General features: G+C 45.3%; 25 protein-coding genes and 1 pseudogene. 10 read left to right on the top strand and 16 right to left on the bottom strand.

What is annotated here, in order from left to right:
* Window positions 1–254: 254 nt before the first annotated feature.
* On the top strand, window positions 255–1,145 hold the full coding sequence (locus M0413_RS20205) for a LysR family transcriptional regulator (protein ID WP_050991407.1): 891 nt from the start codon (window positions 255–257) through the stop codon (window positions 1,143–1,145).
* A 326-nt stretch (window positions 1,146–1,471) separates the two neighbouring features.
* Here the strand turns inward: M0413_RS20205 and M0413_RS20200 are convergent, their stop codons facing one another.
* From M0413_RS20200 to M0413_RS20190, 3 genes and pseudogenes are all read right to left on the bottom strand, one after another.
* A complete protein-coding gene (locus tag M0413_RS20200) occupies window positions 1,472–2,032 on the bottom strand; it encodes an AbiU2 domain-containing protein (RefSeq protein WP_144345280.1) in 561 nt (186 codons plus the stop codon).
* A 77-nt stretch (window positions 2,033–2,109) separates the two neighbouring features.
* Window positions 2,110–3,114, bottom strand: a complete 1,005-nt coding sequence (locus tag M0413_RS20195; protein ID WP_249555410.1) for a hypothetical protein — start codon at window positions 3,112–3,114, stop codon at window positions 2,110–2,112.
* A 327-nt stretch (window positions 3,115–3,441) separates the two neighbouring features.
* Window positions 3,442–4,447 (bottom strand): annotated as a pseudogene (locus tag M0413_RS20190) (transposase).
* A gap of 77 nt (window positions 4,448–4,524) precedes the next feature.
* Here M0413_RS20190 and M0413_RS20185 point away from each other — a divergent pair.
* Window positions 4,525–4,902: a hypothetical protein gene (locus M0413_RS20185; protein ID WP_249555408.1), complete on the top strand. Its 378-nt coding sequence runs from the start codon at window positions 4,525–4,527 to the stop codon at window positions 4,900–4,902.
* Here M0413_RS20185 and M0413_RS20180 read toward each other — a convergent pair.
* Both M0413_RS20180 and M0413_RS20175 read right to left on the bottom strand, forming a co-directional pair.
* Entirely contained in the window at window positions 4,899–5,537 is a 639-nt protein-coding gene (locus M0413_RS20180; RefSeq protein ID WP_249555406.1) for a class I SAM-dependent methyltransferase, read from the bottom strand. The genes M0413_RS20185 and M0413_RS20180 overlap by 4 nt on opposite strands.
* 66 nt (window positions 5,538–5,603) lie before the next feature.
* On the bottom strand, window positions 5,604–5,957 hold the full coding sequence (locus M0413_RS20175) for a hypothetical protein (protein WP_249555404.1): 354 nt from the start codon (window positions 5,955–5,957) through the stop codon (window positions 5,604–5,606).
* A gap of 282 nt (window positions 5,958–6,239) precedes the next feature.
* Between M0413_RS20175 and pdgA the strand changes: the two genes are divergently transcribed.
* Window positions 6,240–8,357 carry a diguanylate cyclase PdgA gene (gene pdgA, locus M0413_RS20170; protein WP_249555402.1) on the top strand — a complete coding sequence of 706 codons (2,118 nt, stop codon included), beginning with the start codon at window positions 6,240–6,242 and terminating at the stop codon, window positions 8,355–8,357.
* A gap of 299 nt (window positions 8,358–8,656) precedes the next feature.
* Here the strand turns inward: pdgA and M0413_RS20165 are convergent, their stop codons facing one another.
* Window positions 8,657–9,250 carry a tRNA-uridine aminocarboxypropyltransferase gene (locus M0413_RS20165; RefSeq protein WP_249555418.1) on the bottom strand — a complete coding sequence of 198 codons (594 nt, stop codon included), beginning with the start codon at window positions 9,248–9,250 and terminating at the stop codon, window positions 8,657–8,659.
* Window positions 9,251–9,449: 199 nt separating this feature from the next.
* Between M0413_RS20165 and M0413_RS20160 the strand changes: the two genes are divergently transcribed.
* A complete protein-coding gene (locus M0413_RS20160) occupies window positions 9,450–10,286 on the top strand; it encodes a putative porin (RefSeq protein WP_099457259.1) in 837 nt (278 codons plus the stop codon).
* 72 nt (window positions 10,287–10,358) lie between these two features.
* On the opposite strand, the gene M0413_RS20155 is transcribed toward M0413_RS20160, so the two are convergent.
* Window positions 10,359–11,567: a multidrug effflux MFS transporter gene (locus M0413_RS20155; protein ID WP_037423563.1), complete on the bottom strand. Its 1,209-nt coding sequence runs from the start codon at window positions 11,565–11,567 to the stop codon at window positions 10,359–10,361.
* A 115-nt stretch (window positions 11,568–11,682) separates the two neighbouring features.
* Here M0413_RS20155 and M0413_RS20150 point away from each other — a divergent pair, with 115 nt between their 5' ends.
* Window positions 11,683–12,648, top strand: a complete 966-nt coding sequence (locus M0413_RS20150; protein ID WP_037426682.1) for a LysR family transcriptional regulator — start codon at window positions 11,683–11,685, stop codon at window positions 12,646–12,648.
* A 62-nt stretch (window positions 12,649–12,710) separates the two neighbouring features.
* Here the strand turns inward: M0413_RS20150 and M0413_RS20145 are convergent, their stop codons facing one another.
* Entirely contained in the window at window positions 12,711–14,582 is a 1,872-nt protein-coding gene (locus M0413_RS20145) for a methyl-accepting chemotaxis protein (protein ID WP_144345285.1), read from the bottom strand.
* Between the two features lie 443 nt (window positions 14,583–15,025).
* Between M0413_RS20145 and M0413_RS20140 the strand changes: the two genes are divergently transcribed.
* Complete coding sequence (locus M0413_RS20140; RefSeq protein ID WP_144375852.1) at window positions 15,026–15,376, top strand: hypothetical protein; 351 nt, start codon at window positions 15,026–15,028, stop codon at window positions 15,374–15,376.
* Here the strand turns inward: M0413_RS20140 and M0413_RS20135 are convergent.
* Window positions 15,358–16,833 (bottom strand): DUF4145 domain-containing protein, encoded by a 1,476-nt coding sequence (locus tag M0413_RS20135; protein ID WP_144375853.1) that lies wholly within the window; start codon window positions 16,831–16,833, stop codon window positions 15,358–15,360. The two genes, M0413_RS20140 and M0413_RS20135, sit on opposite strands and share 19 nt — an antisense overlap.
* Before the next feature lie 36 nt (window positions 16,834–16,869).
* Window positions 16,870–17,577: a hypothetical protein gene (locus M0413_RS20130; protein WP_037423577.1), complete on the bottom strand. Its 708-nt coding sequence runs from the start codon at window positions 17,575–17,577 to the stop codon at window positions 16,870–16,872.
* 190 nt (window positions 17,578–17,767) lie between these two features.
* Here M0413_RS20130 and M0413_RS20125 point away from each other — a divergent pair, with 190 nt between their 5' ends.
* Window positions 17,768–18,295, top strand: coding sequence for a DUF2780 domain-containing protein (locus tag M0413_RS20125; RefSeq protein WP_144345288.1), 528 nt, complete (start codon window positions 17,768–17,770; stop codon window positions 18,293–18,295).
* Between the two features lie 94 nt (window positions 18,296–18,389).
* Window positions 18,390–18,848, top strand: coding sequence for a tellurite resistance TerB family protein (locus tag M0413_RS20120; protein ID WP_037423583.1), 459 nt, complete (start codon window positions 18,390–18,392; stop codon window positions 18,846–18,848).
* 89 nt (window positions 18,849–18,937) lie between these two features.
* Here the strand turns inward: M0413_RS20120 and M0413_RS20115 are convergent, their stop codons facing one another.
* On the bottom strand, window positions 18,938–19,762 hold the full coding sequence (locus M0413_RS20115) for an HDOD domain-containing protein (RefSeq protein WP_037423586.1): 825 nt from the start codon (window positions 19,760–19,762) through the stop codon (window positions 18,938–18,940).
* A 317-nt stretch (window positions 19,763–20,079) separates the two neighbouring features.
* Here M0413_RS20115 and M0413_RS20110 point away from each other — a divergent pair, with 317 nt between their 5' ends.
* The gene (locus M0413_RS20110) at window positions 20,080–20,691 is read left to right on the top strand and encodes an energy transducer TonB (RefSeq protein WP_249555400.1); all 612 of its coding nucleotides are present in this window, start codon (window positions 20,080–20,082) and stop codon (window positions 20,689–20,691) included.
* 64 nt (window positions 20,692–20,755) lie between these two features.
* Here M0413_RS20110 and yjeH read toward each other — a convergent pair whose 3' ends face one another.
* Window positions 20,756–22,024, bottom strand: a complete 1,269-nt coding sequence (gene yjeH, locus M0413_RS20105; RefSeq protein ID WP_203432385.1) for an L-methionine/branched-chain amino acid transporter — start codon at window positions 22,022–22,024, stop codon at window positions 20,756–20,758.
* 211 nt (window positions 22,025–22,235) lie between these two features.
* Here yjeH and M0413_RS20100 point away from each other — a divergent pair, with 211 nt between their 5' ends.
* Window positions 22,236–22,667 carry an Lrp/AsnC family transcriptional regulator gene (locus M0413_RS20100; protein WP_249555398.1) on the top strand — a complete coding sequence of 144 codons (432 nt, stop codon included), beginning with the start codon at window positions 22,236–22,238 and terminating at the stop codon, window positions 22,665–22,667.
* A 268-nt stretch (window positions 22,668–22,935) separates the two neighbouring features.
* On the opposite strand, the gene nrfD is transcribed toward M0413_RS20100, so the two are convergent.
* From nrfD to M0413_RS20080, 4 genes are all read right to left on the bottom strand, one after another.
* Entirely contained in the window at window positions 22,936–23,877 is a 942-nt protein-coding gene (nrfD, locus tag M0413_RS20095; protein ID WP_047537963.1) for a cytochrome c nitrite reductase subunit NrfD, read from the bottom strand.
* Complete coding sequence (locus M0413_RS20090; RefSeq protein WP_249555396.1) at window positions 23,874–24,560, bottom strand: 4Fe-4S dicluster domain-containing protein; 687 nt, start codon at window positions 24,558–24,560, stop codon at window positions 23,874–23,876. Before M0413_RS20090 ends, nrfD begins: the two co-directional genes overlap by 4 nt.
* Window positions 24,561–24,564: 4 nt before the next feature.
* Window positions 24,565–25,029 (bottom strand): nitrite reductase, encoded by a 465-nt coding sequence (locus M0413_RS20085; RefSeq protein ID WP_037423605.1) that lies wholly within the window; start codon window positions 25,027–25,029, stop codon window positions 24,565–24,567.
* A gap of 77 nt (window positions 25,030–25,106) precedes the next feature.
* Complete coding sequence (locus M0413_RS20080) at window positions 25,107–25,583, bottom strand: DUF2726 domain-containing protein (RefSeq protein WP_037423607.1); 477 nt, start codon at window positions 25,581–25,583, stop codon at window positions 25,107–25,109.
* Between the last annotated feature and the right edge of the window lie 302 nt (window positions 25,584–25,885).

The raw sequence follows: 25,885 nt of genomic DNA, 5'->3' as shown, positions 1-25,885 counted from the left end.
GCAAATTTGTTATTTGCAGAATGAATAGTTACCGTCAGCAATACTTTAAAGCCAATGCATTTTACGTATCAGTCGATGACAAAAAACTATACGAGAACAGAGCCAAATAATTAAAAAATCAAAACAAACACTTACTCATAATTGTTAATTATTCATATGAAGATAAAGATACAAATTGTCACCAACGTCTGCTTGTCGATACTGAGCCACAAGGGTATGTTGCACATATGTTGTAATTAATTGACAAATAACTTGTGATTGAGTTTAAGCATCTTAAAAATTTCCAGATTTTAGCCAAAGAACGTAATTTTCAAAAAGCTGCCCAAAAATTAAATCTTGCTCAACCTTCATTAAGCCGAAGCATTCAACGACTCGAACATATACTGGGTACAGAGCTGTTGCTGAGGGGAAATCAATCAACTTCTTTAACCCCTGCTGGGGAGCTCGTTCTCAGCCATAGTCAGCATATTTTGCAAAACGTCGAAGCCCTTCGAAAAGAATTACACTATATGCAGGGTAAGAGCAGTGGTTATTTATCTATAGGTGCAAGCCCTGTACCGGCAAATACCATTCTAGGGCCGATTCTCGGACGTTTTTTTGAGCAATACCCAGACATTCATATCGATCTCGAAGTTGGTACCTGGCAACAACAACTGGAAAAATTGCTACGCGGAGAGCTCACACTATTAATTACTGATGTTGAAGGTGAGATTATTGGCCACGAAAGCTCGATACAATCCTTTAATTTACCTTCTTTTGAAGCGGTTTTTTGTACCAGAGCTGGACATCCGTTGACGTATTTAGATCGTTTAACCCTAGAAGATATTCGCAAATATCCACTCGCGATACCCAAAAACTTACCTTATGGCGTCAGTGAACAATTTGGCGATCTGTTTAATAAATATCGCAATGACTTTTCGGGATTATTACATTACGATTCTTTCCCACCGATAAAAGGCGCCCTATTACACTCTCAAATTGTCGCATTAACACCACAAATCACCTTATTTGATGATGATATTAAGCATGCGGTGCGAGTGATAACCCCCATCGATATGCCTAAACTAAACGTATTTTTTAGTGTGGTAATGCTTAAAAACCAAATCAGTGCTCCCGCAAAACGCCTTTTAAGCTTGCTACTTTAAGTGATATTTGGATTTACTACGGAAGATACAGCGCTACAGACATTAAAATGAGCATTAAAAACAAGATAACACTCGATCAAGCTATAGATAATTTTTAGCCATTGATTCTGTCAAATATAGTTTATTAACCTTGGAATTTATCAAGAATGCAGAATTAGTTACGCTCAGTTAAATGATCAGACAACGAAGAATAGACATCCTTACCGGACAAGATTGGGACAGAAGCGTGATAGACCCCTTGCTCTAACTCGTCAGTTTCGGATTAAAATTTCTATGGAGATAACTTCTAATTGCGGGCCGCGTAGCTGTCCCACAATAATTATTTGTTAGGTTTGTAATTGTTTGAGCATATTTAAAGTTGACTCACTAAATATGCCATCTTCAAGTTGCGTTGTTGTTAGACTGAAATATCGCAACACATCGTAATATGTTTCTCTAATTTGATGAATCAATTCTTTTAATTCATCAGGTGTTATTGCATTGCTTTTGAACACAGAATTCTCGGAGTGCGACAAATCAGAATGAGCAATCGTTTTACTACGAATATCTAATATTTTTTTGACTAGATTGGCGTGAGGTTTCAACTGGGCTTCAATAGTTTTAACTAATTCAGCGTGACCAAATAATCTTAAATTTTCTTTGAGAGAAGCGATACTTGATGAACGTGAATCAGAATCAAATACTCTTCCAAAAGCTAAATACATTGTTATTCCATGGGCTTCATATGATGCATGTAAAAAGTGATTAAATCGTTGTGATGCAAACTGATCTTTAAACTGTATCCTATTCTGAGAATACCCAAGTTCCCACCATATTTCATAGTGACGCATAGATTCATCTATAGATATTTTTAGATCATTAAGTATTTTTAAAGTTTGATTATTCATGGCATCAAAAAACCTAACGCCCGCATTTGCGGCTGGTTTGGAGCGCAGCGGAAAGCCAGTCCGACAACATGCGCTTGTTAAGATACATTGGCACGCCCTGCCTCGTCTAATTTCTTTAAGGCAAACTCACCCCTTTCAGATACAGCGTGTGAGCTATCTAAAGCAAAGCGCTCGGCGAACACTCTGGCTTTTACACCCAGATTGCCCAGCTCTCGTATTAGAATCTCTGCTGACACACGTCGAACGATGGATGATCGATCTTCAGATGAGCTTTTTAGTAAGTCTATTAGTGGAGTTTCAATTTCTAACTTCCTCTCTCCAACGATAGGTTTTAACCTGCCTTCACAGTACCTTATATCAGTCCACACCCATTTTCGGCCTTCTATCCAGACAACCCGCCCCTCAAATAAGCTGCGGTATGCCTTGGCCCGAACTGAAGGCTGAATAGCGGATTTTGCTATTTCTTCAATTTGCCCATCAAGTATCTGAGTGCGGCCAAGCTGAGAAAAGAGTGATGGCATTGGCCCTGAAGCAGATAAAATTAATTTTGACCGAAGGGACTTTGCTATCTCTTTTTCACAGATAATTTTTAGAAGAACCTCTTTATCTGCCTCTTCAATCCTACCCCACGAATTCCAATTGGAAAGCGCTACACATAAGGCGTCAATTACATATTCAGGATCTGTCGACTTTGCTATCTCAGGGAGCTTTTCCCTTGCGGCTTTACGGACTTGAGGTACCCAATCATTAAGCCGGCGAACTGCAAGAGAAAAAAAGAAAGTATTTGGTGCAGCACCAGACAGGGCGCGCAGTGCTTTTTCGCGCTTGTAACCATCCCAGCTAATAAGGTCAAGCCAAGTTACTAATTCCTTGGGTTTTGACCATACCTTCCACTTAGGGGGAATGGATTCCTGAAGGGCTATAGAGAATTCTGAACGAATAAACCCTTCCCAGTAATCAAAACTCGAAAGAGGCAACTGAGAAGTAACTTCAATTAGTTCAGATATATCAGCTACGACTTTGCCACCCGAGTTTATCGAGCTAGCAAAAGTTCTCACTGCTGAAATAATCTTATCTTCCATAATCTGTGACTGTTTCACCTACTATTCTTGCCTCTTAATGAATAAATCGGTGAATAAATCGGCCGGAATAAATCGGCCGGAATAAATCGGCCGGAATAAATCGGCCACCCATTTTAAATCAAAAACATAATACACTTTTAGGTTACCTACAACCCGTTCTGGCTCAAATGGTTTGAACAAGAGCTATCAAACGTGGCTAGGACTGAATCTGAGGCAATAAATTGAGCTAATTCATTCAAAAATGGTGCATTTCAGGCATGGCAAGCCATCCCATAGTGATTGAGAGATATTAGGCGGTGATTATTTTCGAAGTTATATAAGTCGTTGTCAGTTGCAGCGCAAGTGCTGGCAGCTTGATGCAAAGTGCCGTCGTCGCTTTTCGAGATGTTCGCAGTAATCACTCAGTTCTTGCAATGTGCCTACTGGACCGTGAAATAGTTTGCCAAACTCGGTGGTCAGTTTGAGCCAGTTCTCATGGGGGATATTTAATCTGGTCAGTAACTTACCGCTACTTTCACTGATGCTTCCACGTTTATCATTGCGAATGATGCGGCCTGTATCATTCACCAATTGAAGGTAATCGGTTAAGGCAAACGCAATGCCATTGGGTTGGTTGTCGCACTCGTTGCCAATAAAAGGCAGTAGATTGCTCGGCTGCTCACCTTTTAATGCGGCCCGAATACGTAGTTGAATACTGCTATGGTCGGATTGTTCTGGCGTATCAGCGAGTTGCGCTCTAATGGGACTTTCTTTTAATAAAGAGTAATCAACATAAGCCATACAGGCTAATACTGCGGCTTCATCCAGTAAGGCCTGAGATTTAAACCGACCTTCCCAGAACCTGCCTGTGCAGTTATCTTCTTGATTTGCTTGCCTTGCAATGGGTTCGTTGAGGCAGCGCATAAACCAACTGATATCACATAAACGTCTACGGTAAATGGCGATTGAATGCTTTAATCTGTTGAGCTCATAGGCTTCAACCAACTCACCTTTGGCGAACTTTTGTGTTAACTCATCGCCTTTAAACAACTTATGCCACTGCTCAAGCACTTCGCGGTCAGTCCAGCGATTTGCACTGTCGATATCCACCCGCAGCACCAAATGCAGATGATTCGACATCACCGCAAATGCTGCCACATCAATAGCAAAAACGGCTTCAAGTTCAAATAATAATGACTCGACCCAAGCACGGCGATGGTCATAGTTTTTACCCGAGTAACTATCATCGCCACATAAAAAAGCCCGCCGAACAACGCGGCTACAGCAATGGTAATAGGGACTGATGTTAAGGTGAGAGTTCAAGACTTATCTGAGTTCTGCGAGGGCGCGGCATACAAACCTCCTTGTTTAATGCTTAACCAAAGCATAGTCGGAGATTAACTACCGCGCGATTCGCGCGATTAAGGTTGGGTGTCCGATTGTCTGGGGTGTCCGATTGCCTGCGCGATTGCCTGGCGGGTGAAAGACACCATCGAACTCAGTCAATACAACCAAATCGGTGCGACAGTGCATGAGCAATTACCCAAGGATGCGCTTGTTATTATTGGGCTAACCATAGATCCTGAACTCGAGTCAGAGCTCGAAATCATGGTGATTGCCACTGGAATTGGATTAGAGCAGACAGCAAAGCCTGATCCTGTGCAGATTGTTGATGATAGCTATATCAATGTGCATGATTTTATTAAGCGTCCAGCCTTACCTTTACCCGAACCAGCACAATCGAAGTTTGATTTAGACAAGTTGCAAATCCCAACTTATCTGCGACAGCAAAAGCCTCCAACGAATTAGTGGGCTTGGTGCAAAAACACCACGTCTTTATCTATCACTTCGAGCCGCCAGCCGTAATGCTCGGCGAGCCATTGAAAGGTGGCTTCGGAGTAAAAGTTAATATGAGTGGGATCATTTTTATAATGCCAAGCGCTAAATGCCGTGGGATTAAGCACTCGCTTGGTCATCACGGCCAAAATGCCTTGAGGTTTGAGCATCCCCTTCAACAGAGTCAGCAAAGCATCGGCATCACTCACATGCTCAATAACTTCGGTCAGGGTAATAAAATCGTATTGCCGAGTCAGTAACTCGGGGCGGTTAGCGTAATAAAGATCGTAGTTCTCGACCCGATAACCCCGCGCTTTGGCCATCAGACTTAAGACTTTGCCTTCACCACAACCAAAATCGAGCCCTAACGCCGATGGAGTAAAGCGGGTCAACAAAGGAGCGAGAGTTCTATCTAAAAACTGCTGATAACCGAGGTCCTGTGGGTGATTTTCGTGCTTGTCATATTCGGCTTTTTCAGCTTTAGAGCTTAGATAAAACTCGGTGGGGACACTCACCAAAGCACAGCGCTGGCATTGTTGGTAACAACGACGTTTATCTTGATGATAAGCCACTAAATCGGTGCTATGGCACAGCGGACAGGTATTCAACAGCAGTTCCTAAAAAGTCGTAAGGCAAACGGCAGAGATTGCCTTTAAATAGATCGCGATTAACAGCTAAGGTTTAGGAATTTTACGCTCTTTGGCCGCAGCTTCCTTGGCTTCTTGCAGATATTTTTGCTCACGGCTTTCCCTTTCATCAAATTGCTTTTGCGCCTTGAGCTTTTGTTGCACTTCCCAATCCTGCGGATTGGTTTGCAGTTTTATTGTTTCTTCCCGTGCTGAGGTTGTTTTGGCTGCTTGGCGCGCCTTTTCAAGTTGCAGTTGTTCAATCCGCTCAGAGTCGATACGCGCCTTATCAGCCCTTTGCTCCAAGGTTAACCGAGGTTTGGGTTGTTCAGCAGCATGCGCCGCGGGCAACACTGCGGCGAGACACATACCTAAAACGATAGTTTTGACTAGTCTTTGCATCCTACACCTTCTCTAGAGTCCTTAATTCACAAATGGCTAGGCTAAACTGAGCCTATATGGCAAAACATAGCATAAAACATTATTTTGCCGTGATGAGTTAGCATGATTTTCGCTGAAGTAAATCAAATGAACCTATCTTAAACTGTTATTTTTTAATTTATATTTGAGCAAAACATCGATTCGGTTTATTTTTAACCCCATATGAATGATGTACGATTTGATATAAACAAAAACTAAGGGAAAGGATGTGACCTTAATCTGTGTCACCGAGGGAGTATCCTAATGATTCGATGGCAGCACTTGCTAAATAAACTCACAACAGATGATCCGCTGTTGCAAGAGAAACTCTCTATTTGGCGAGCCCATCCCCATAAAACACCCCTCGCGCTGATCCAAGGCTTTAGTTTTATTAGCGCAAACAGTGCCACCTTAGACTACTTTGGTACTGAATATGACACCTTTGTCAATGCCACACCTTATGATTTTTCCCCTAGAATTCAATCATCTGGGCGTAACAGTGTTGAATTTGCGCGGGAGATGATCCTTGAAGCCGTCTCGGGGGTTAATGTCGAATTCAGTTGGCTCCACCTTAATCATCAAGGGAATGAACTGCCCACCCGAGTAAACCTCTATCGTTGTTATTTACAGCAACAACCTGTTGTACTGGTCGAGTTACAAGCATTAAACCGTAGAACTCAAGTCAGGCCAGCCATTGCCGATGGTTTTGCCCATATCCCGAAAGAAATCCTCTCGACGACCTTGGAAGAAAGTGCCGAGGCCGTTTATATCACCGACACCGACAATAAGGTATTGGCGGTCAATAAGGCGATGTGTCGTATTTGTGGCTATAGCGCGGAACAATTAATCAATAAAACGCCCGATTTTTTAGAAGCCAACCCGCTTAATCTCAGTGAACAAAGCGAGTGTTTGCAGGCCTTAAAACAGCGCGGGTTTTGGCAGGGTGAAGCCTTAAAACAACGCTCAGATGGCAGCACGTTTCCCGCATGGCAGAGTAGTCGGCGCATCGCTGCGGATGGCATTCAATATCATGTGAATATCTTTAGTGATATCAGCACCAAAAAGCTGCTCGAGACACAACTTACTACCCGCGCCATGTATGATACGTTAACGGGGTTGCCAAATCGTTTTCATCTTAAACAGATACTTAATGGCGCACTTGAGAAATTAAAAGACGATCCTCTCGCCCTCGGCGCACTGATGTTTTTAGACCTCAACGGCTTTAAAAATATCAATGACAGCTTTGGCCATTCAATGGGCGATAGAGTATTACAACTCGTTGCCGCCCGTTTAGAAGCGGGTTGTATCGAAAAAGCGGATATTGCCCGTATGGGTGGGGACGAATTTACCTTAGTGCTACAAGATTGTAGTTGTAAGGAAGAAATCCAAGAGTTCGCAGAGCAAATTTTAAGTTTATTCGACAGTCCGTTCGAAATCGAAGGGCAAAAGTTTTTCCTCGGTACCAGTATTGGTATCGCGCTGTTTCCTACACACGGTGATCAGGTTGGCCAACTGATTAGTTTGGCCGACACCGCCATGTATTGCGCAAAGAAGAACCAGCCTCATTTAGTGTTTTATGATAAAGCGATGAGCCAAGCCGCTGAGCTTAAATTAAAACTCATCAATAATCTCAGGCATGCCCACAGTTTAAAGCAGTTTAAACTCGCCTATCAGGCCATTGTGGATTTGCACACCAACACCCCCATTGGTGCTGAGGCACTACTGCGCTGGCAAAAGTCTCCCAGCGAGCATTATGAGGCAGCTGAGTTTGTGCCTTTATTGGAGGAAACGGGACTCATTGTCAGCATAGGACAATGGGTACTCGAACAAGCCTGCAAGCAAGCATCACTATGGCGCGCACAATATCAGCCCGATTTTAAGATTTCGGTTAACGTCTCTCCGCTGCAATTAGAGCATGTAGACTTTGTCGGCCAAGTCGTCAGTGCGCTGGAAATGGTCGCCCTACCCGCTGAAGCCTTAATTTTAGAAATCACCGAATCTGCACTGCTACGCCAACCAGAACAGGCTCGCTATACGCTAGAACGTATTAAAGCCTTAGGTGTAGGCATTGCCATTGATGACTTTGGTACTGGCCTTTCTTCTTTAAGCCGCTTAGGTACCTTGCCCATTGATAGTGTCAAGATTGATGCTGAGTTTGTTCTACGTTTGAACGATGTATCAGGCCAAAAACTCTGCCATGCCATTGTGCAATTAGCACAGGCGCTCAACATTCACTTTGTGGCGGAAGGCATTGAGACACAACAGCAAAAAGACATTATTACCCATATGGGACAAGGCTTTGCCCAAGGCTTTTTATTTGGTTATCCAAGTTATGTTGAGCAGTTTACTCAGTCCTATTTAGCCGAGAAATACATTGCTTAAATAGAGACGATTAAAGGCGCTTAAACACAGTGACTGATTGTTTATTAAGATAATATAGATTGGCTATCGATAGGCTCGATAGCCCTGCCAGCACACCATAAAATATGGAATCACTCCCCTGCAAAGCAATTGGCTGGCAAAGCTATCTCATCATTTGCTGTGCAAATGAATCGTCACTATTAAACCTTGTTTTACGTTACGTTAGCGTGATCTGAATAAGATTTTAACTATTTTAATTCGTACAGAGTCTCAAAAATGCAAAAAATGAAAATCACTTGCCGCAATTCTAAAAAGTGAAATTAATCATAGCGCAACCTCACCTCTGCGGGCATCGCCTGCAATCGCATCGCAACCATAGCATCAAAGGCGACCAATAACGGGTTCACATCTAAACCCTCATCAAGCGCTTTTAACATATAAGCACACGCCTCCAAGGTTGAGAGACTATCGCTGCGGCTTGATTTGCGGATCTTGTATCTTGACGTATAGCCTTCGGCCAAATGCACTGCCGAAAATTGTGTTAACCATGGATTTAATTGCAAGATTTTAAAGGCTTTTCGCCAGGTACCATCGATTAATAGCAACACACAATTAGCGCATATAGACTGACTTTCAACACTCGCGCTCTGCTCAGAGGGATATACAAGATAGACAGGGCGCTGACATCGGCTTAATTGCTCTCGCAGCGAGGCAAAATCCGCTTCAGACTCACCCACATACACTTGAGTATTAGGTATCACTAGGCTTAACACCCTAACACTATTCTTTTTATGTTCGACTTCAGAGGGGTGCTGTAATACCAACAGCTGCGTCTGCGGTTTTATCTGCTGTACATGAGAGCATAAGCACGCATTGATTGGATAACAGCAAGTGGGGCAATAGTGGCGGCTCAAAGCGAGTTCTCGATAAACAATTTCTAGCAGTATAGCAGCTTGAATTATCAAGAATCACATCCAGTTTACTGGTTGAATCTAAAGCATTATTGACAATAAATTAACAAAGTGTATCTTCCGCTAACAGGACGCAACGACTGATAAAAGTCTCCACTACTGCCGGAAACCACTCTCAGTCAGCATAACAAAAGGAAATGCAATGCTTATTAAAAGACTTAACCTCGCCCTTCTATTTGCTCTTGCCAGCTCAACAACCTTCGCCGCAACAGATAATATTTATCAGCACGATGCAAGCTTAGATTACGTTAGCTCAACGGAAGAATTCAGTGAGGGTACTTGGAATGCGGGTTACCGCTATTACTTTACCGCGGTGAGCCAAGAGACGACTCCCTATGCACTTAGCGGATTTTTAGCGCAAACATCTAATATTGGTGCCAAATATGCTGGTTTTGAGGGCGACTTAGATGCTTATGGAATGAACGGCCAATACGTGTTTACCTCCAAATGGTTTGTAGGTGCGAATTACCAAAATCTAGGCACAGACTTATTTGACAGTGATACTTATGGTGTCTCAGTAGGTTATTACTTCAATTCAACTTCAAGCGTTTACTTGGGTTATACCAAGAGCGACAAAGACTATGATATTGGCTTCGATGACAGAGCGAGTGCAGACCTTGATACCTTGAGCCTCGGTGTTCGAAGTTTTCTTCCATTACAAAGCACCGCAGGCGTAGATTTAACCGCACAACTCTATTTTGGCCAATCGGAGTTCACGGTAAAGAATACCCCTAACGGCGATGTCAGGGACAGCGATGAAACCACAGCGCTTATGTTGTCAGCAGATTGGTATCTCACACGATCTTGGTCTGTAGGCGCCAATTATAGCGTCCAAGAAGAAACCGACCCTTACGGTATCAACACAACATATCATTGGCGTATTAGCGATTCATTTAGTGCCATCGCCCGCGCCTCAAAATCCTTCGAGCCCGATGAAGATGGCGTTAGTTTAAGCTTGGGAATTAACGGTCGCTTCTAAAAAAATGCCCGTAGCTATGGTCAAATAAGCTACGGGCAAAGGGTGTTTCTTTAATTAGCCGTTTAGGGCGTATTAATGCTCTGCAGCTAATTGCTCTTGGTGCCAGTGGTCGAATCGGCTTAACGCCATCATTGACAGTAAGCCGATAGAGAAAAATCCCATCACTAACGCCACCGCATAGGGTGCAGTCAGGCTTGTTTGCTGCACTAGGCCTGCAATCACTGATGCGCCACTCATTTGGATAAAACCTAACATTGCCGTTGCTGTTCCCGCTCGCTCGCCAAAGGCAGAGAGCGCCATACTGGTTGCTGGGCCTAACAAGAATGCAAAACCAATACACAACAACATCATAGGCAACATAAAGGCAAAAGCAGCAGCCATTCCTACACTCGGGCCAAAGGCTTGCGCTGTGACAATTAATATCGCCGAGAGCACCAGCAGAGCTAATGCGAAGATCGCGGTGGGACGATTACCTAATTTACGGATCACTACTGGCGCAACAAAACAAGCGGCAATATTGACCAATGCATTCAATCCAAATAACCCACTAAAGGCCAGCTCGGATACCCCTAGATGGCCGATAAGCCATACGGGAGAGTAAGACACATAACTTAAAATCGCCGCCATCGCCGACATACAGGCAAAGGCATAGAACAAGAAATGGGTATTGCTCAGCACCGGCTTATAACGGCTCCAACGATAAAGAGGGCCAGTACTAACGGTATTGGCTGGACGAGTTTCGGGTAGACGATAGCCGACCAAGAGCATCATTAAAATCGCGTACAAGGTCATAAATACAAAGGTTGATCGCCAGCCAAACTGCATGGCCAATAGACCCCCTAAGGTTGGCGCCAGTGCAGGGATCACGCAGATAGCCCCATTTAAGTAACTGTAAATCTTGGCGCCTTCTTTTGGTGAGTAACAATCGCGCACTGCACTAAAGACCACAATAGAGGTCGAACAGGCAGCCAAACCTTGTAATACCCGGGCAATTTGTAACCAATGGAATTCAATCGCGGCGGCCGCAAGCAAACTGCTGGCGCCATATAACAACACGCCAAAGAGTGCCACAGGGCGACGACCATAACGGTCTGCTAATGGGCCAATCAATATCTGCCCAACGCCCATAGCAAATAAAAATAATACCAGTGTCGACTGCACTTCGCTGGCAGATACGGCGAACTCTGCCGCCATGGTGGGCATAGAAGGTAAGTAAATATCAATTGCCAATGGGCTGAGTAGCACCAAAGACATCAAAATAGGTAACAGATTGCGCCGCATAACATGTATCTCGGTTTAACAGTAAAAGGTATTTCAGTGGGCGGTAGTTTAAATAACTCAAGGTATGAACAGAAATGGTATAATTTCCAAAGTGAATTTCCTTTGAGGAATATCTATGAATCTCGACAACTTAGCCAGAATCGACCTCAACCTACTGGTGATATTGAAGGTTTTGCTCGAAGAGCAAAGTGTCACCCGCGCAGCGAGCCGATTACACATTAGCCAGTCGGCGTTGAGCAAGAGCTTGAATCGCCTGCGAGAAACGTTAGATGATCCCCTATTCCAACGTACTGCCCATGGCCTAAAACCCACAGCGCATGCGCTCAATATTGGACAAAAGCTGCCGAATATTCTGCAGGACTTATATCAACTGACTCAGCCACCGACGTTTACTCCAGCCAGCAGTAATAGGCAGTTTTCCTTTGCCATGGTCGAAAGTGCCTACGAAACCTTGATCCCCTATTTTATAGGTCCACTATTAAATAGTGCGCCCAATATCAAGCTCGATTCCTATGTCTGGACCGAAAAATCTATGCATGACTTGCAGCAAGGGCAAATTGACTTTGGGATTTCAGGACGGGATCTACACCCACTCTCAGATTCACACACTGACCGACTACCAGAAGGCATTGCCTGCCAAACCCTGTTTACCGATAGACAGGTATGTTTGGTGCGCCAAGCTCATCCCTTGATGGCCGCTCTCACCTCGCCCCAATGGGATTTATCCTTGTACTTAGAGATGGCGCATGTGCAAGTGCGCTGTGAAGGGAGTGATTGGTGGGCGCTGGATTATTTTCTGGCAGACCTAGGGCACAGGCGCAAAATTAGCACCACAGTACCAGATTTTTATGGCGCGGCGAGTGTTTGCGCCCACAGTGATTTGATTTTTACCTTACCTTCTAGCTTTGCCCTACATGCCTGTAAACTCTATCCATTAAAGCTGTTGCCTTTACCCTTTGAGTTTATGCCAATGGCCTATGTGTTACTGTGGCATCAACGCAACGATGAAGATCAAGGCCATAAATGGATGCGCGACACTATCTGCCAAAGTGTCGAAAAGCTGATGCTGCCGCAGGGTTAATGGAGTGACCAATAAACAGCCCAGAACACTGACGTATTCTGGGCTGTTTTATTCAAGCAAACTTACAGAATAAACGTCGCGACCTGCGCATTAAGATCATTAGCACGCGCCTTTAATGCCTGAGCTTGGGTCAGATCCGACTTCGCTGCTTCGGTAATTTCGTCGGTCACATCCTTAATGGCCACCGTATTTTGAGTGATTTCACCCGTTACTTGGGTTTGCTCTTCAGCTGCGGTCGCAATTTGGCCTGCCATATCCGAAATCACATGTACGGCTTGAGTAATCTCCTCCAGCGCCTTCGCTGCGGCATTAGCATCTTCAACACTATGACCCGCTAACACTTGGCTGCTTTCCATCAAACTCACCGCCTTCGCCGTTGTACGTTGCAGAGTTTCAATGGTCGCATGTACTTCTTGGGTCGAATCTTGTGTTCGGCGTGATAACACCCGCACTTCATCGGCCACCACCGCAAAGCCACGGCCCTGCTCACCCGCACGGGCAGCCTCAATCGCCGCATTAAGGGCTAACAGGTTAGTCTGCTCAGCAATCCCTTGGATCGTTGCCAAAATGCTGGAAATGGATTGGGCGTGACGACTTAAATCTTCAATAACCTCAGTTGCTTGAGTGACTTCATCCGCTAAAGAATTAATCGAACTACGGGTCTTATTAACTAACTCTTTCCCTTGGAAGCTGCTCGCTGCCGATTGCTGCGCAGCTGTAGCGGTATTTTCCGCATTCGCGGCAATTTCATTAGTAGCACTCGCCATTTCGGTTACGGCGGTCGCGACCATGGCAACTTCTTGTTGCTGGCGCTGTAATTCGGCTACGGCAATATGGTTAGTTTTGAGGCTACGCTCTGCGTCCGCATCCAGTTCACTGGCCAACTGACGAATATGGCTGATGAGCTGATGCTGACTGCCGACAAATCGATTAAAGCTGTCGGCCAGTACGCCCACTTCATCTTGCGTATCAACCTCAATACGTTGGGTTAAATCGCCATTACCATCGGCAATACGCGCTAGCGCCTGCGATACACGTCCAAGCGGACCTAGCAATAGATTCACCAACCAAGAAATGGCCAATACGCTCAGTAATAACATCACGGCCGACAGCCCCAATTGGGTCAGCAGTAAATTAGTTAATGGCGCCTCAAGCGTCTCTTTGTCCAGTACTATCACTAATTCCCAATCGGTATTGGGAATATCGACACCCCAAACTAACTTATCGCGGCCTTCGTTTTCGAAATACATTGGCAGCCATGTGCTGGCCTGACGGCTCTGCTGGGGTAAATTATGATTAAGGTCGTTGTCGATATCGCTAACGGGTTTCATCGCCTTAGAGGCATCTTTGTAAGCGATGACAGTACCATCTTTGTGCAGCATGATTGCATGACCATTGGCTGGTAAGGTCATGCGATTGACACTTTCAACCAAACTCGCAATCGACAGGTCGCCCCCAACCACACCTTGTGAAACCGCCTGTGCCATAGTGACCACTAACACATTGTAAGCTACGTCAACATAAGGTTTGGTGAGAATAAGACCGCGCTCATTTATCGCTTGTTTATACCAAGGGCGCGCTCTCGGATCGTAACCCGTACGGTCTATGCTTGGATCGGAGTCCAGCATCTGCCCCGCTTGTGTACCGTAGTAAGTGAGTTGGAATCGCCCCGAAGCTTGCGCTTGCTGTAATGCGTTTAAACTGTCACCTTCAACTTTAACGGCTAACGCCCCTACGATATCCTGACGCCCAGCTAACCACTCTTGAATGCGCTCAGCCTGTTGATCACCCAGTCGCTGCACCTGCTCCAAACTATTTTGCAACAACAATGACTTTTGACTGGAATAACTTTGCCACGACAGCAAGCCAATCACGAGGGAAAGCGCAATCACGACCGAAATCAGGATCTTTTGTTTAAGCGAGTATGAGTTCATGTTGGTATCTACGGTTTTACAGCTTTGAAGGAAGAAGTGGTAAGACTGGCTGGCACTTACTGTAATAAATTTACAGTGTTAGCCAAAACCAATCAAAAATTCAGCTAAATTTTCGCACATGTTACAGCGCAAACAAAGAATCACTCGTCACCAAATTAATAAATAATTAAGCAAAAACATAAAGATAACCAATCAAAACCTGAGCAACACCAAATAACAACCCAAAGTTCACATCAACCACAAGTCACCAACAAACCAAAGTCATGGACGTAAAAGAACGTAAATTAACCCAAATTAACGTGACCCAATCCGTTTATTTATTGCACACTGAACGTCCATAACATTGGGGAAAGAGGCTTCTCTAACATAGCAATTTGGCCAAGCCCGTTATCAAATACTGGGCGACTCACCTTAAGCCTCACCCATTTTGATTAGGAGTTCTTATGATTTATCAACAATTTCAACAGAGCCCATTTCAGCCACGCATTTCAGGAGCACGAGCTTGGTTAGCGATGGCAATCAGTGTCAGTCTAATCTGTTTATCTCTGTTTTTATTACCTTTTGTGCTTTTATTTGGCGCAATTGCTCTAGGCTGCTTAGTGCTATTTAGTCGTATTTATGTAGCGCGCCAATTGAGTAAGTTTAATCGTGAGCAAGCGCACCGAGCGCAGGCACAAGCGAGCGAAGCGACTAGCCAAACGTCAGCGTTTAATCAAACCGCGAATGTTGTGCGTGAACCCCATGCAACTGAGTACCGAGGTCGTATCTTTGAACATCAAAAAGAGGAAGAGTAGTCCTCAGCGCTTAGTAGGTCTTTTGCACGATTAAGGGTATGAATTTCACCGGGATCTTGAGTGATCTTCATTACAGTATCGATTTGTAAAACAAGCGATTGCCAAAGAGGCTCGATGATCTCAGCCTCTTTGCTATTAGCATGACGGCGCGCTAGATTTAGCAGCGCCGCAGAACCCACCACATCAATGCGCCCCAAAATGCCGTCGGCCAATGCCATACTCAGCTCAATCATGGCAGGCACACTGTGAGCATATTTAATGACCTCACGCAGATAGCGCTCAGCCTGACTCACATCGCCACCCAAGCCACTTTCATCATTTAGCATATGTTGCGCACGTGTAAGCATGGCATCGAGCTGACCTTGCTCTGCCGCTTCGGCCATCCAATACTCACTCGCGATAGGATCTCGCTGACAACCATCACCATTGGCGAGCATTAAGGCCAAATGATATTGGGCATGGGGATAACCCGCCTGCGCCGCTTTACTTATAAAATGATAGGCTTGCGGTAAATCCTTGGTTTGATAGTAAAGCACACCTAAATTCGCCATGGCTTCGGTTTGCTCACCTTCGGCCGCCAGCTGTAAAAAGTGTTTCGCTTGGGCTAAATCCGGCTTAAATGACTCACTGCCCACTAGGTAGAAATAGCCAAGCAGCGCCATCGCATTGACCACGCCAGCCTCAGCCGCAGTAGCTATCGCAGCCTCGCCTTTAATGGCATCGGCCTCTCCCTGATAGCCATGGATTAAACTCACTCCATGCTCATAGAGGGCTTGCATATGGGTTGGGGCTGCAAGGGCAAACCAGTAGGCAGCCTTAGCAAAAGTATCACTGGCTTTTTGTGCGACAGCTTTTACTACTGGGCTATCGTCTTCAGTACCATAGTACTGATCGACGAGGGCAAGCTCCTGCTCCTTAAGCATTAATGCTTTGGTTTTAAAAGAGATCCCCACAAGATACTGCGCATTGGGATCATCCTCCATCACCGCGCGGTAACAGAGATCTTTAACCGTTATCGCATCGCTGGCTTGAAAGCGGTATGCAGGCGCCTCGCAGCCAACCACCTTCGGATACAGATGCTCGACTAAAGCGAGTACATCTTTAATGGCTTTTTGGGCTAAAGCGAGTAACTGCTCTTGGGTAAGATGATATTTTTCAGGGTGAGCGCCACGGTTACCATCAGCGCGCAGGCGATGCAACGCTCTGGTGGTCTTCACATCGATCAGCCGTTTTTGATTTAACAGCTCAATACGATCATAGAGATTGGGGCTAGCAAAGGACACCGCTTTACTCTGCCCTAGCAAGTCAGTCAGCCTATGGGTAAAACTGCGAATATGCAGTAATGACTGAGTAGGCACATCCTGCACATAGTTTTTAGCATTGAGGTAATCATCAAGAAGCGAGGCCGAAAACCCTTGGATAAATTCACTATCCAGTAACTCAGCCTCAGTCCCCATAAATCCTTACCTCAAATTGAATTTGCTCAGTTGATATTATTCCGCAGTTGGCTTTTTAGACACCATATACAAACGGAACAATGCCAAGTTTACGAATAACCCAATAAACGCCATAAAGGTATCCGCGAGCAATTGCACAGGCAAGCCACCAAAAGATGCCGCTGCTGAAAGCTGGCTACCAACCACAGAAAGCGGTAAGTAAAGCATCAATAACGCAATGGTTTTTAACACAATCGGGCCACTAAAGCTAAAGCTTGCCTTAATCGCTTCCAGCGGTGTTAAACGCTCAACCACCACCATAAAGTTCACATAGGCTAGGCGAGCAAACAGATAAAAGCTAATAACGAGTCCCACTAACCACATAGGGCCAAACGCTGCAAATAGCATCACTGGCGCTAAAATGGCCAGTCCAGAGAATACGCCAGCTAAGAGTAAAGGTGGCACAAAGGGTAAGCTGGCTTTCAGTACCATACCAGCTGATGGATTATGCCCTTGGGATCTCAGTTCTAAAAACAGCGTTAACGCCGCAATCAATACCGAGAAGAGCAGCAGAAGGAGCATCATAGCAATCATGTGTGATGCGCCAAACTGCGGGTTTTCCAGATCAACTTTACTCATCTCTGTGCCAAGCCATAGCTGAATACCAACCTGCACTAATAACAGTGGCACCGTCAGCATGGCAAGCTGAGTGAGATGATTACGGAAAAAGTTATAAGCTTCGGTCAAAATTGCGGATAGTGACATGCGCCTTTCCAAAATAATTGAAGTAAATTAACACCGTGAATTGTCGCTAAGGATACCCAAAATCCCGCCCCAATGCACAACACAAATCACCTGAGTGAACCGTAAATCACAGAAAAGGGCTGCAACAAAAGTCTCAAAGCCGTTACACTGTCCACTTTATTGCGCGCAAACCGTCAAAGGATGCCACTCTATGAAACACACTTTCACACTCTCTATTCTGATTAGCGCCACACTTTTAGCCACTCCCGCCAGTGCAAGCTGGTTAGATAACCTTGCAGGAACACCAGCAAAAACAGAGAAAGTGGCCACAGGTAGCGTCACCCAATCCAACGCATTAGTTGGCAGCGTGATGTCGCAACTCGGACTGAACCAAACCCAAGCCGAAGGCGGTTTAGGCAGTCTGTTAGGCCTAGCACAATCGAGTCTAGGTTCGAATGATTACACCAAACTAGCTGCCAGTATCCCTAATGCCGACAGCCTATTAGCCGCAGCACCTAAACTTGATGCGAACTCAGGCGTTTCTGGCCTGTTGTCTAAGGCTGGCAATATTGGCTCTTCTCTGCAAGGTAGCGCAATGGTGTTAGATGCTTTTGAAAAACTGGGTATTTCTAAAGAATTAGCCATGCCAATGATCAATATTGCCAAGTCTTATCTTGAGACAAATGGTGCCGAAGGCAGCTCAGATCTGCTGATGAAGGGTTTAAATACTCTGCTGTAAATGTCGCCCCACCCTAAGCCTATGCTTAGGGTGAACTTTAACGTGAAAAATCACTCTATCTAGTTATTCCTTCTTGCCAGAGCAGTGCCACTTTATGATTGCGAAGCTGAAACGATTCCTTCAATCCCACACCCACGCCATCTCTCCAGAGGAGAAAGCCCACCAGCTAAAATTAGCGGCGGCGAGCATGTTGCTCGAAGTGGTATATGCCGATGAAACCCTCGCCGCAGAAGAAAGAGCACTATTGCCTAAGCTGCTGACAGAGACCCTATCGATGTCGGCGCAGGATGCTAATGATTTAATTGAAGAAGCCAAAAAAGCCCAAGGTAATGCCACCTCATTATTTGAGTTTACCAATACCATTAATGCCGAATTTAGCTTGGAGCAAAAACAGCAATTATTACTAGCCATGTGGCAATTAGCCTATGCCGATGGACAACTCTCCCAGTACGAAGATCAAATCATTCGCCGTACTGCTGATTTGCTGTATCTCAAACACAGCGAGCTTATTCAGATGCGTAATCAGGCCATCGAAGCCCAAGTGGCACGCTAAAAGCAATCCATAAAAAAGCATGAATCGCAGTACTGCCATTCATGCTTTTGAATCAAGGTTATAGATTGCCGTTTGCTGTTCCAGCTAGCTTAGGCAAGCGCCTTACCAATTTCAAAACCGACGCCTCTTAGCTCCGTTAACTTAGACCGAAGCCCACCCATTTCCATTTTTAAGCCTTTTTTAGTCGCAAGCTGCGATAGCCAACTGGTTTTATCGTCATCCTCAATAGTGTCCCAGTCCGCTAATACTTTGTGGGATAAACACAACAAAGCTGCCAATTTAGAAAATGGATTCGAATCCTTAGGATGATCTTGGTAGAGAATGCCTTGCACCAATGCTGGGGTAAATTTCCAATTTTGAGCCAACAAAGCACCAATATCGGGGGAATCATAACCGAGGAGTTCTCGCTCAAAAGCATGCTTATCTTTACCCTGTGCGACAGCTTCGTTAATTTTTTCAGCATCTTCAGGGGAAATTGCCGCAATCAATAAATCACCAATACGGTGAAGGATGCCGCAGGTAAAAGCCTCGTCGGGCTGAACGCCGCACCGTTTGGCCATCTCTTGATTGTAGAGTGCAATTTCGAAGGTTTGTCCCCAAAACTGGGCTAAATCAACACCATTGCATTTAGGCACCGCCCCCATCACGGCAGATGCTAATACTAAGGTTCGCAAGGTTTGCATTCCAAGGCGTACTACGGCTTCATCAATACTGCCCACCTCGCGACTGTGGCCGTAATAGGCGCAGTTAGCTAATCTGAGTACCTTGGCACTGATCAGGGGATCATGAGACACCTTAGTCGCAATATTTTTTACTGTAGCGTTGTCGTCGTTAACGACATCAAGCAGTTCACTGATTGCTTTAGGTAAACGGGGCAACTCATCAACTCGACTCAGTAGCGCAGCAGAATCCATATTTATTCTCCTTCTAGATGAATGATCAAAATATAGAACACAAAATCTCGCCTCGCTCTTAAGCTTATGAACACTTATGAGTTGAATGTGCAGCTTTTCAGTCAGTATTTAGCAATCGCAATCTTAGTGAAAATTCAGCCCGCCAATCATAAGAATACCTCTGCAACACAGCAAAAATCACAGCAATTCGCGCTTTGCGTTATGGATAAAGAGATTAGACTTGCTCAATAGTTAACCTTATTTGTAAATAAATATTTCAAATAATAATCAATGGATGTTATAGATTAAATATTGTTCATCAATTGTAAGGAAGCACTATGGGCCCAAATGCACTTGTTAATCGCACCGGGATTATTATCGTTAGCGCACTGATCACCTTAGGTTTGTTCGTGTTTATGGCGCAACTTATCCATAATCCACAGCCATTGAGCGGACAAACGTCAGATGCGCCGCAAATCAATATTTTGATGAGCGAGCGAACCCCCATTCCTCCGAAGGAAAGTCGCCAACCCAAACCACCAAAGCCCATCCCAACCAGGGAGCGGGTCACAACGCCGGGCGAAAGTGCTGAAGTGGTCGAATTTAGCCCCCAGACTTTTACCCCAGAAATGCCAACCCAAACGACATTCTTTAACCAATCGACTATCACCGCTGAGGCCTTACCCGTGGTGCAAGTGTCTCCTCGTTATCCGATTGAAGCAGCACAAAATGGTAAGGAAGGTTATGTGGTCGTAGGCTTTGATATTACTGCGGATGGTACGGTCAGCAATGTACGCGTGCTCGATGCTAACCCGAAGCGAGTGTTTGATAAGGCGGCGCTTTCAGCAGTGCAAAACTGGAAATACAAACCTAAGTTTGATGCGGGCAAGGCCGTACCCCAATTAAATCAACAAGTACAACTCGATTTTAAACTGGATCAAAAGATTTAAGACTCGCAGATCAGCACGCTTCAACCCTGCGTGCTGATCTGTCATTATTTGAATGACACCGGGATTAAGCAACCTTGTTAACCGCCAAGGCCCGCTTACGACTAATATGGCTCTTTTGCCACCACAAGAATGGGGCAACAAATAGGATTAACGCAAATACATAGGCCATGCTTGCCCCAAGCGCGATACCTAACGCTAAGCAGAAGCCACAACCTAATACCACTAAAGGTAAGTTGCGACGGGGCAATAATTTAGCCGCAGCTAACATCGCCATTAAGTAGATCACCACGAACACCCCGTTACTCCAGGCAATAAGATGTTCGAGTTCCTGACCCGTGATGTGAGTCAGCACTATCACACTCGCCATCACGCCGAGTAAGGCCGCCAAGGCACGGATCGGCACACCATGACGATTCTTAACCGCAAAGCAGCGCGGTAAAATACCTTCACAACTAAAACTCCATACAAGACGCGCAGCGCTGGCGGCATAGACGTTTACTGTGGCAAGGCCACTGGCAATCCCCAGTACACCAATCACTTGCGCACCGTATCCCCCTAAAAGCGCATCGAATACACCAATCATCGCCACGCTTTTGTCAGTTGGCACTAACAGTAAAATCAGTGTGCAGGCCACATAAATAATCCCCACCAGCACAGTCCCCATCATCATGGCTGGGATCATATCCTGCTGTGGGCGACGAAAATCATCGGCGAGATGAGTCATCGCCTCTATCCCTAAAAAGCTCCAAAAAGCGATACCTGCGGCAATCATCATGGTAGAGATTTCTGGTGAGCCATAGCTGGCAAGTGAGGTTAAATGCCCAGGCTGAAGACTGCTTGCGCCAAAGAGCACCACCACAATGGCGACAATACAAAGGGTTAAGCAGAATTGCAGTTTGGCCGACACTTGAATGCCACGAAGATTGAGCAGGAACAAGCCAAAAATAACGAACACCTCAGCGCCCACCTTGGGCCAGCCATCGAGGGGAATGAGTGCATTAACAAACTGGAAAGTCATCAAAATCGCGGCGGGCGCACCCATCGGCACGACCAACAAAAAAATGAGTCCGATAGTACGGCCTGCGGTACGCCCAAAAGCCTTTTCCACAAAATAAGCGGGACCCGCAGCATGGGGAAAAACACTAGCCAGCCGCCCAAAAATCAGCGCCACCGGAATAATGGCTAAGGTGAGGAGTGACCAAGCGATAAGCGCACCAGCATGGGCCTTGTCGATTGTCATTTGCGGGAGAATAAACACCCCAGTGCCCAGCAAAGTGGTGGCCATCAAGCCTGCACCTTGCCAACGTCCTATAGTTCCGCTATGTGAGTTCATCTGTTAACATTCAATGGTTTTGAAGCCGTCAGTATAGTGAGATTTTACGCCGCAATCTGCCGTCAATTTCGGTGTTCTTAGTGGTAAACGCCAGCACAATGACGGTAAAAAGCACTATTTCAGGCAAAATGACGGTGTAACTCAAGGCCTTATACTGAGTCGTACTTTTAGGCCGCCTCACTTGTTATACCTATTTTTTTCGGAGTCCACGTTGGATAAGTTTGATACCGCCATCATCGATTGTTTGCGCCAAGATGCTCGCCAAAGTGTTTCCAGTATTGCAGAGCAGGTCAATCTTTCCCGTAGCGCGGTTGCCGAGCGGATAAAAAAGCTAGAGCTAAGTGGCGTGATCCGTGGCTATCAGGTATTGCTGAGCGAATCGCAAAAAGAGGGAGTGTCGGCCTACTTCGAAATCCAACATAAATGTCCCCGCTGCGCCGATGTGGTACACGTGTTCCATGCAATCCCCGAAGTAATTACCTGCCGTGGTATTTCCGGTGATATGGATTTGCTGGTGTATGTCCATGCCCCATCAATGCGCCGCTTGCACGAAATCCGCGAATATATCGATACTCACACCGATATCATCAAGATTAAAACCCATGTGGTGATGAGCGAGTGGATTAATAATACTGGCGAGTAATCTTGCTTGCCCCAAACAAGAAACGCCACCCCTAAGGAATAAAGGTGGCGAGGCCCTTGTGGAGGCAGGGCAAACAATACCTAAATATCAAATATGGCTTCCCTTCCCAATAACCTCCCTGTGACAGCAAATCGCGACAAGACAACGCACCTTTAATCACTTCAGCCAGCGTTATTAAAGGGAGTTAGCTCACAGTGCTTCCTTAGACACCGCTTCGCCATTCACCGTAATTCCTTCTTATCTATAACATTGAGCCAACCATGCTCAATCAAACGACCGTCATTTGCCCCGTGTAGAGAATAAAGTTACGCAGTAGTAGCACACCAATCAGACTTAAGCATGCGGTGCCTGCTACATAGGCCCACTTACGCTTTGACGTGGCTGTCATAAACAGGTTCATTGCCAAGGGGCCCGATAATCCGATCCCAACAATGCCAATCCAGAAAACCCATCCCCAGAAGCCATAACCTATCGCATTGAAAGCCGCAAATTTGCTTTGACCGCCTGACAACACTAAGCCCATAAAGAAGGTAAAAATCAGCACTATCTCCACCAAAATCAATGGGATTTCAACCTTATGGATAAAGTGAACTTCCTTGGCGTTAGGATTAGCATTAAGCAACACCCCACCCAGCAGAGAAAATGCCGCGCCGGATGAGAGTCCCGAAGCCAAAAACAGCAGTGGCAATACGGGGTTTTTCAACATCGGATAGCCGGGTAAAGCCGAGAGTAAAAAGCCAGTATAAGCCCCCAGCGCGAGGGAAAAGATCACCAATAAACCGGTAATCGTCGCCTCGAAGCGGCTAAGCCAAGCTGTCAACTTCAGCACTATGGGAAAGCGACTCTCACACCATGCATCAATGGGTTTGCGGAATAACAAACCAATCCACATAAACATAAAGACTTGGTAGATGAGCAGGATCAACACACCCATAGACATCACAGACTTAGGATTGTAGAAGACTAATATCTTCCAAAAATCGAAGGGCTTAGTTAAGTCCAATACCAAGATGCCTAGACCCGCCATCACTGCCACGGGCGCCACAATACAGGCTGCCTGCACAAAGCCAGACTGGTACGCATTATGTTTCAACACAAAATGCTTGAGTAACACCGCAAAGAACATGGCGCCAGCAGATGCCCCCGCTAAAAACAGGTAAATTGCAATTGGCCAATGCCACACTAGCGTATCAAAATGTAGGGCGCTCATATTGCCACCTCCCCTGATTTAGCCACAATGCGGAATAGTTTTGGCCGAGTGCCGAGGTCGACCTTAGCCCTTTGGGTTGGGTTAGCCTTTAGCACTTGTACCACCTGAGAAGTGGGATCTTTTAAGTTGCCAAAGACCAATGCCTTAGTCGGGCAGGCCACGACGCAGGCAGGTTGTTTACCTTGGGCGAGGTTTGTCTCACGGCAAAAATCGCATTTGTCCGCAGCGTGGGTAACAGGATTAATAAAACGAATTTTGTATGGGCAGGCTGCAATGCAATATTGGCAACCCACACACTTCCAAGCATCTACCGCCACAATGCCAGTCTCTTTATCGATAAAGGCGGCACCCGTTGGGCAAACATTGACGCAGGGCGCGTCTTCACAATGCTGACAAGACTTACGACTGAAGTGATAAAACTGGTTCGGATATTCCCCATAGGGTCCAGTTTGCTCTATTTTTAATCGGGCAACACCCTCGGGCACTTGGTTGGTTTCACGGCAGGCAACTTCGCAAGCTCGACAGCCAATACACTTAGTTTCATCGTGGATCAGTGCGTATTTCACACTAGGTTCGGCTTTAGCCTCATTTGAGGCATTCACAGTAGCCAGTAATGTGCTACCCGATGCCCCTGCCAATAAGGCGCATGCTCCTTTGAGAAATCTTCTTTTTGAATTTTCCATAACCTTACTCCTGCTGGCCTGTATGGCAAGTACGGCACAGCTCACTGCGAACCTTAGGCGTCATCTCTGCCATAGGATCGGTTGGGCTATGTAATTTATGGCAAGCGGCACAGGCCACTTTTTGGGCATGCACATTATGCGTCCACTCTTGGGAGCTGAGTTTGGCTGGCATATGGCATTTTTGGCACACCTTTAATTGCACAGCAGCTTCGGATGCCTCATTTAATCCAAAAACCACTAAATCATTTGGTTTTTTGGGATGATCACCTTTTTCACCATGACAGCTTGAACAGGTCATTTTCATGGCATCCTGGCCGTGATGCCCTAACATTTGACCATTACGCTTATGACACTTCATGCAAGCATCACTATTAATTTGCTTAGCGGGTTCAGCACTTGTTGCGGAAAAACTGAGCAGCAATGCCATTGCACCCAAGCGTAATGACCACAGCCATTGTCGTGTAGACATAGCGAGTCCTCATATCAATTCATTGGGAAATAAAGAGGAAGTCAGGGTTCGGAGAACTCCGAACCCGACGAGCGTGGTCAAACGGCTAGCGCTTGCTTGAGACTTGTTGCATCCCACTGTTTATGCTGATTCATTTCAATAAAACCAATATTGAATTTGCTGAATAGCTTTTTCATGGGTGAATTGATTTGCTTACCGGCGTCGCTGATCACCATTTTGACTTCTGAAGAATCATGGTCAATCAACACATAGTCGAGACGGCATTCATGGTTTAAATCAGCATCGTGCTGGTCCATGTCAAATACAGTGTCGAGTGGAACATTGCAGCAGACATCGTATTTGCCTTCAACGACAGTTTTTAGTGATTTAAAAAAGTTGAAACTATCTTCATCAAATAACACTGGTTTGAGTTTCATTTCATGATGTGCAGCCTCCTCGGGATCCGCCCTAAAAAACTTAATGCAAGTCATGACAAACATTACAAACACAAATGGCACCGCTACGAATAGTACGAAGTACATAAACGCATAGCTGAGAATGACTGAAGTATTCATATACGCCTCCAATAACACAATTATATTTTTGTTTTCTCCTTTAAAGCACCTTCAGTATTATTGCAGACGGGATTTATTTTTTTGATCTGGATCACATGTTTAAATTCAAAATTAAACATAAACAACAAGTTAGGATACAGGACACATTACTGTATAGCGTAAATCTAAAATGCACATATTGATAATAGTTAATTAAAAAAATGAAATTGGCGTAACTGAATATCAAAAATTAAAATTTCAAATTAGTTTAATAATATTTTTTGAAATATAAAAAATCAAATTCTAAACCTATTGTTACATAT

It is taken from the genome of Shewanella sp. 8A (assembly GCF_023475945.1).
GTDB classification, from domain to species: Bacteria; Pseudomonadota; Gammaproteobacteria; order Enterobacterales; family Shewanellaceae; genus Shewanella; species Shewanella xiamenensis.
Note: the sequence above shows the minus strand (reverse complement) of the source record. Positions and strands in the feature narration are given on the sequence as shown.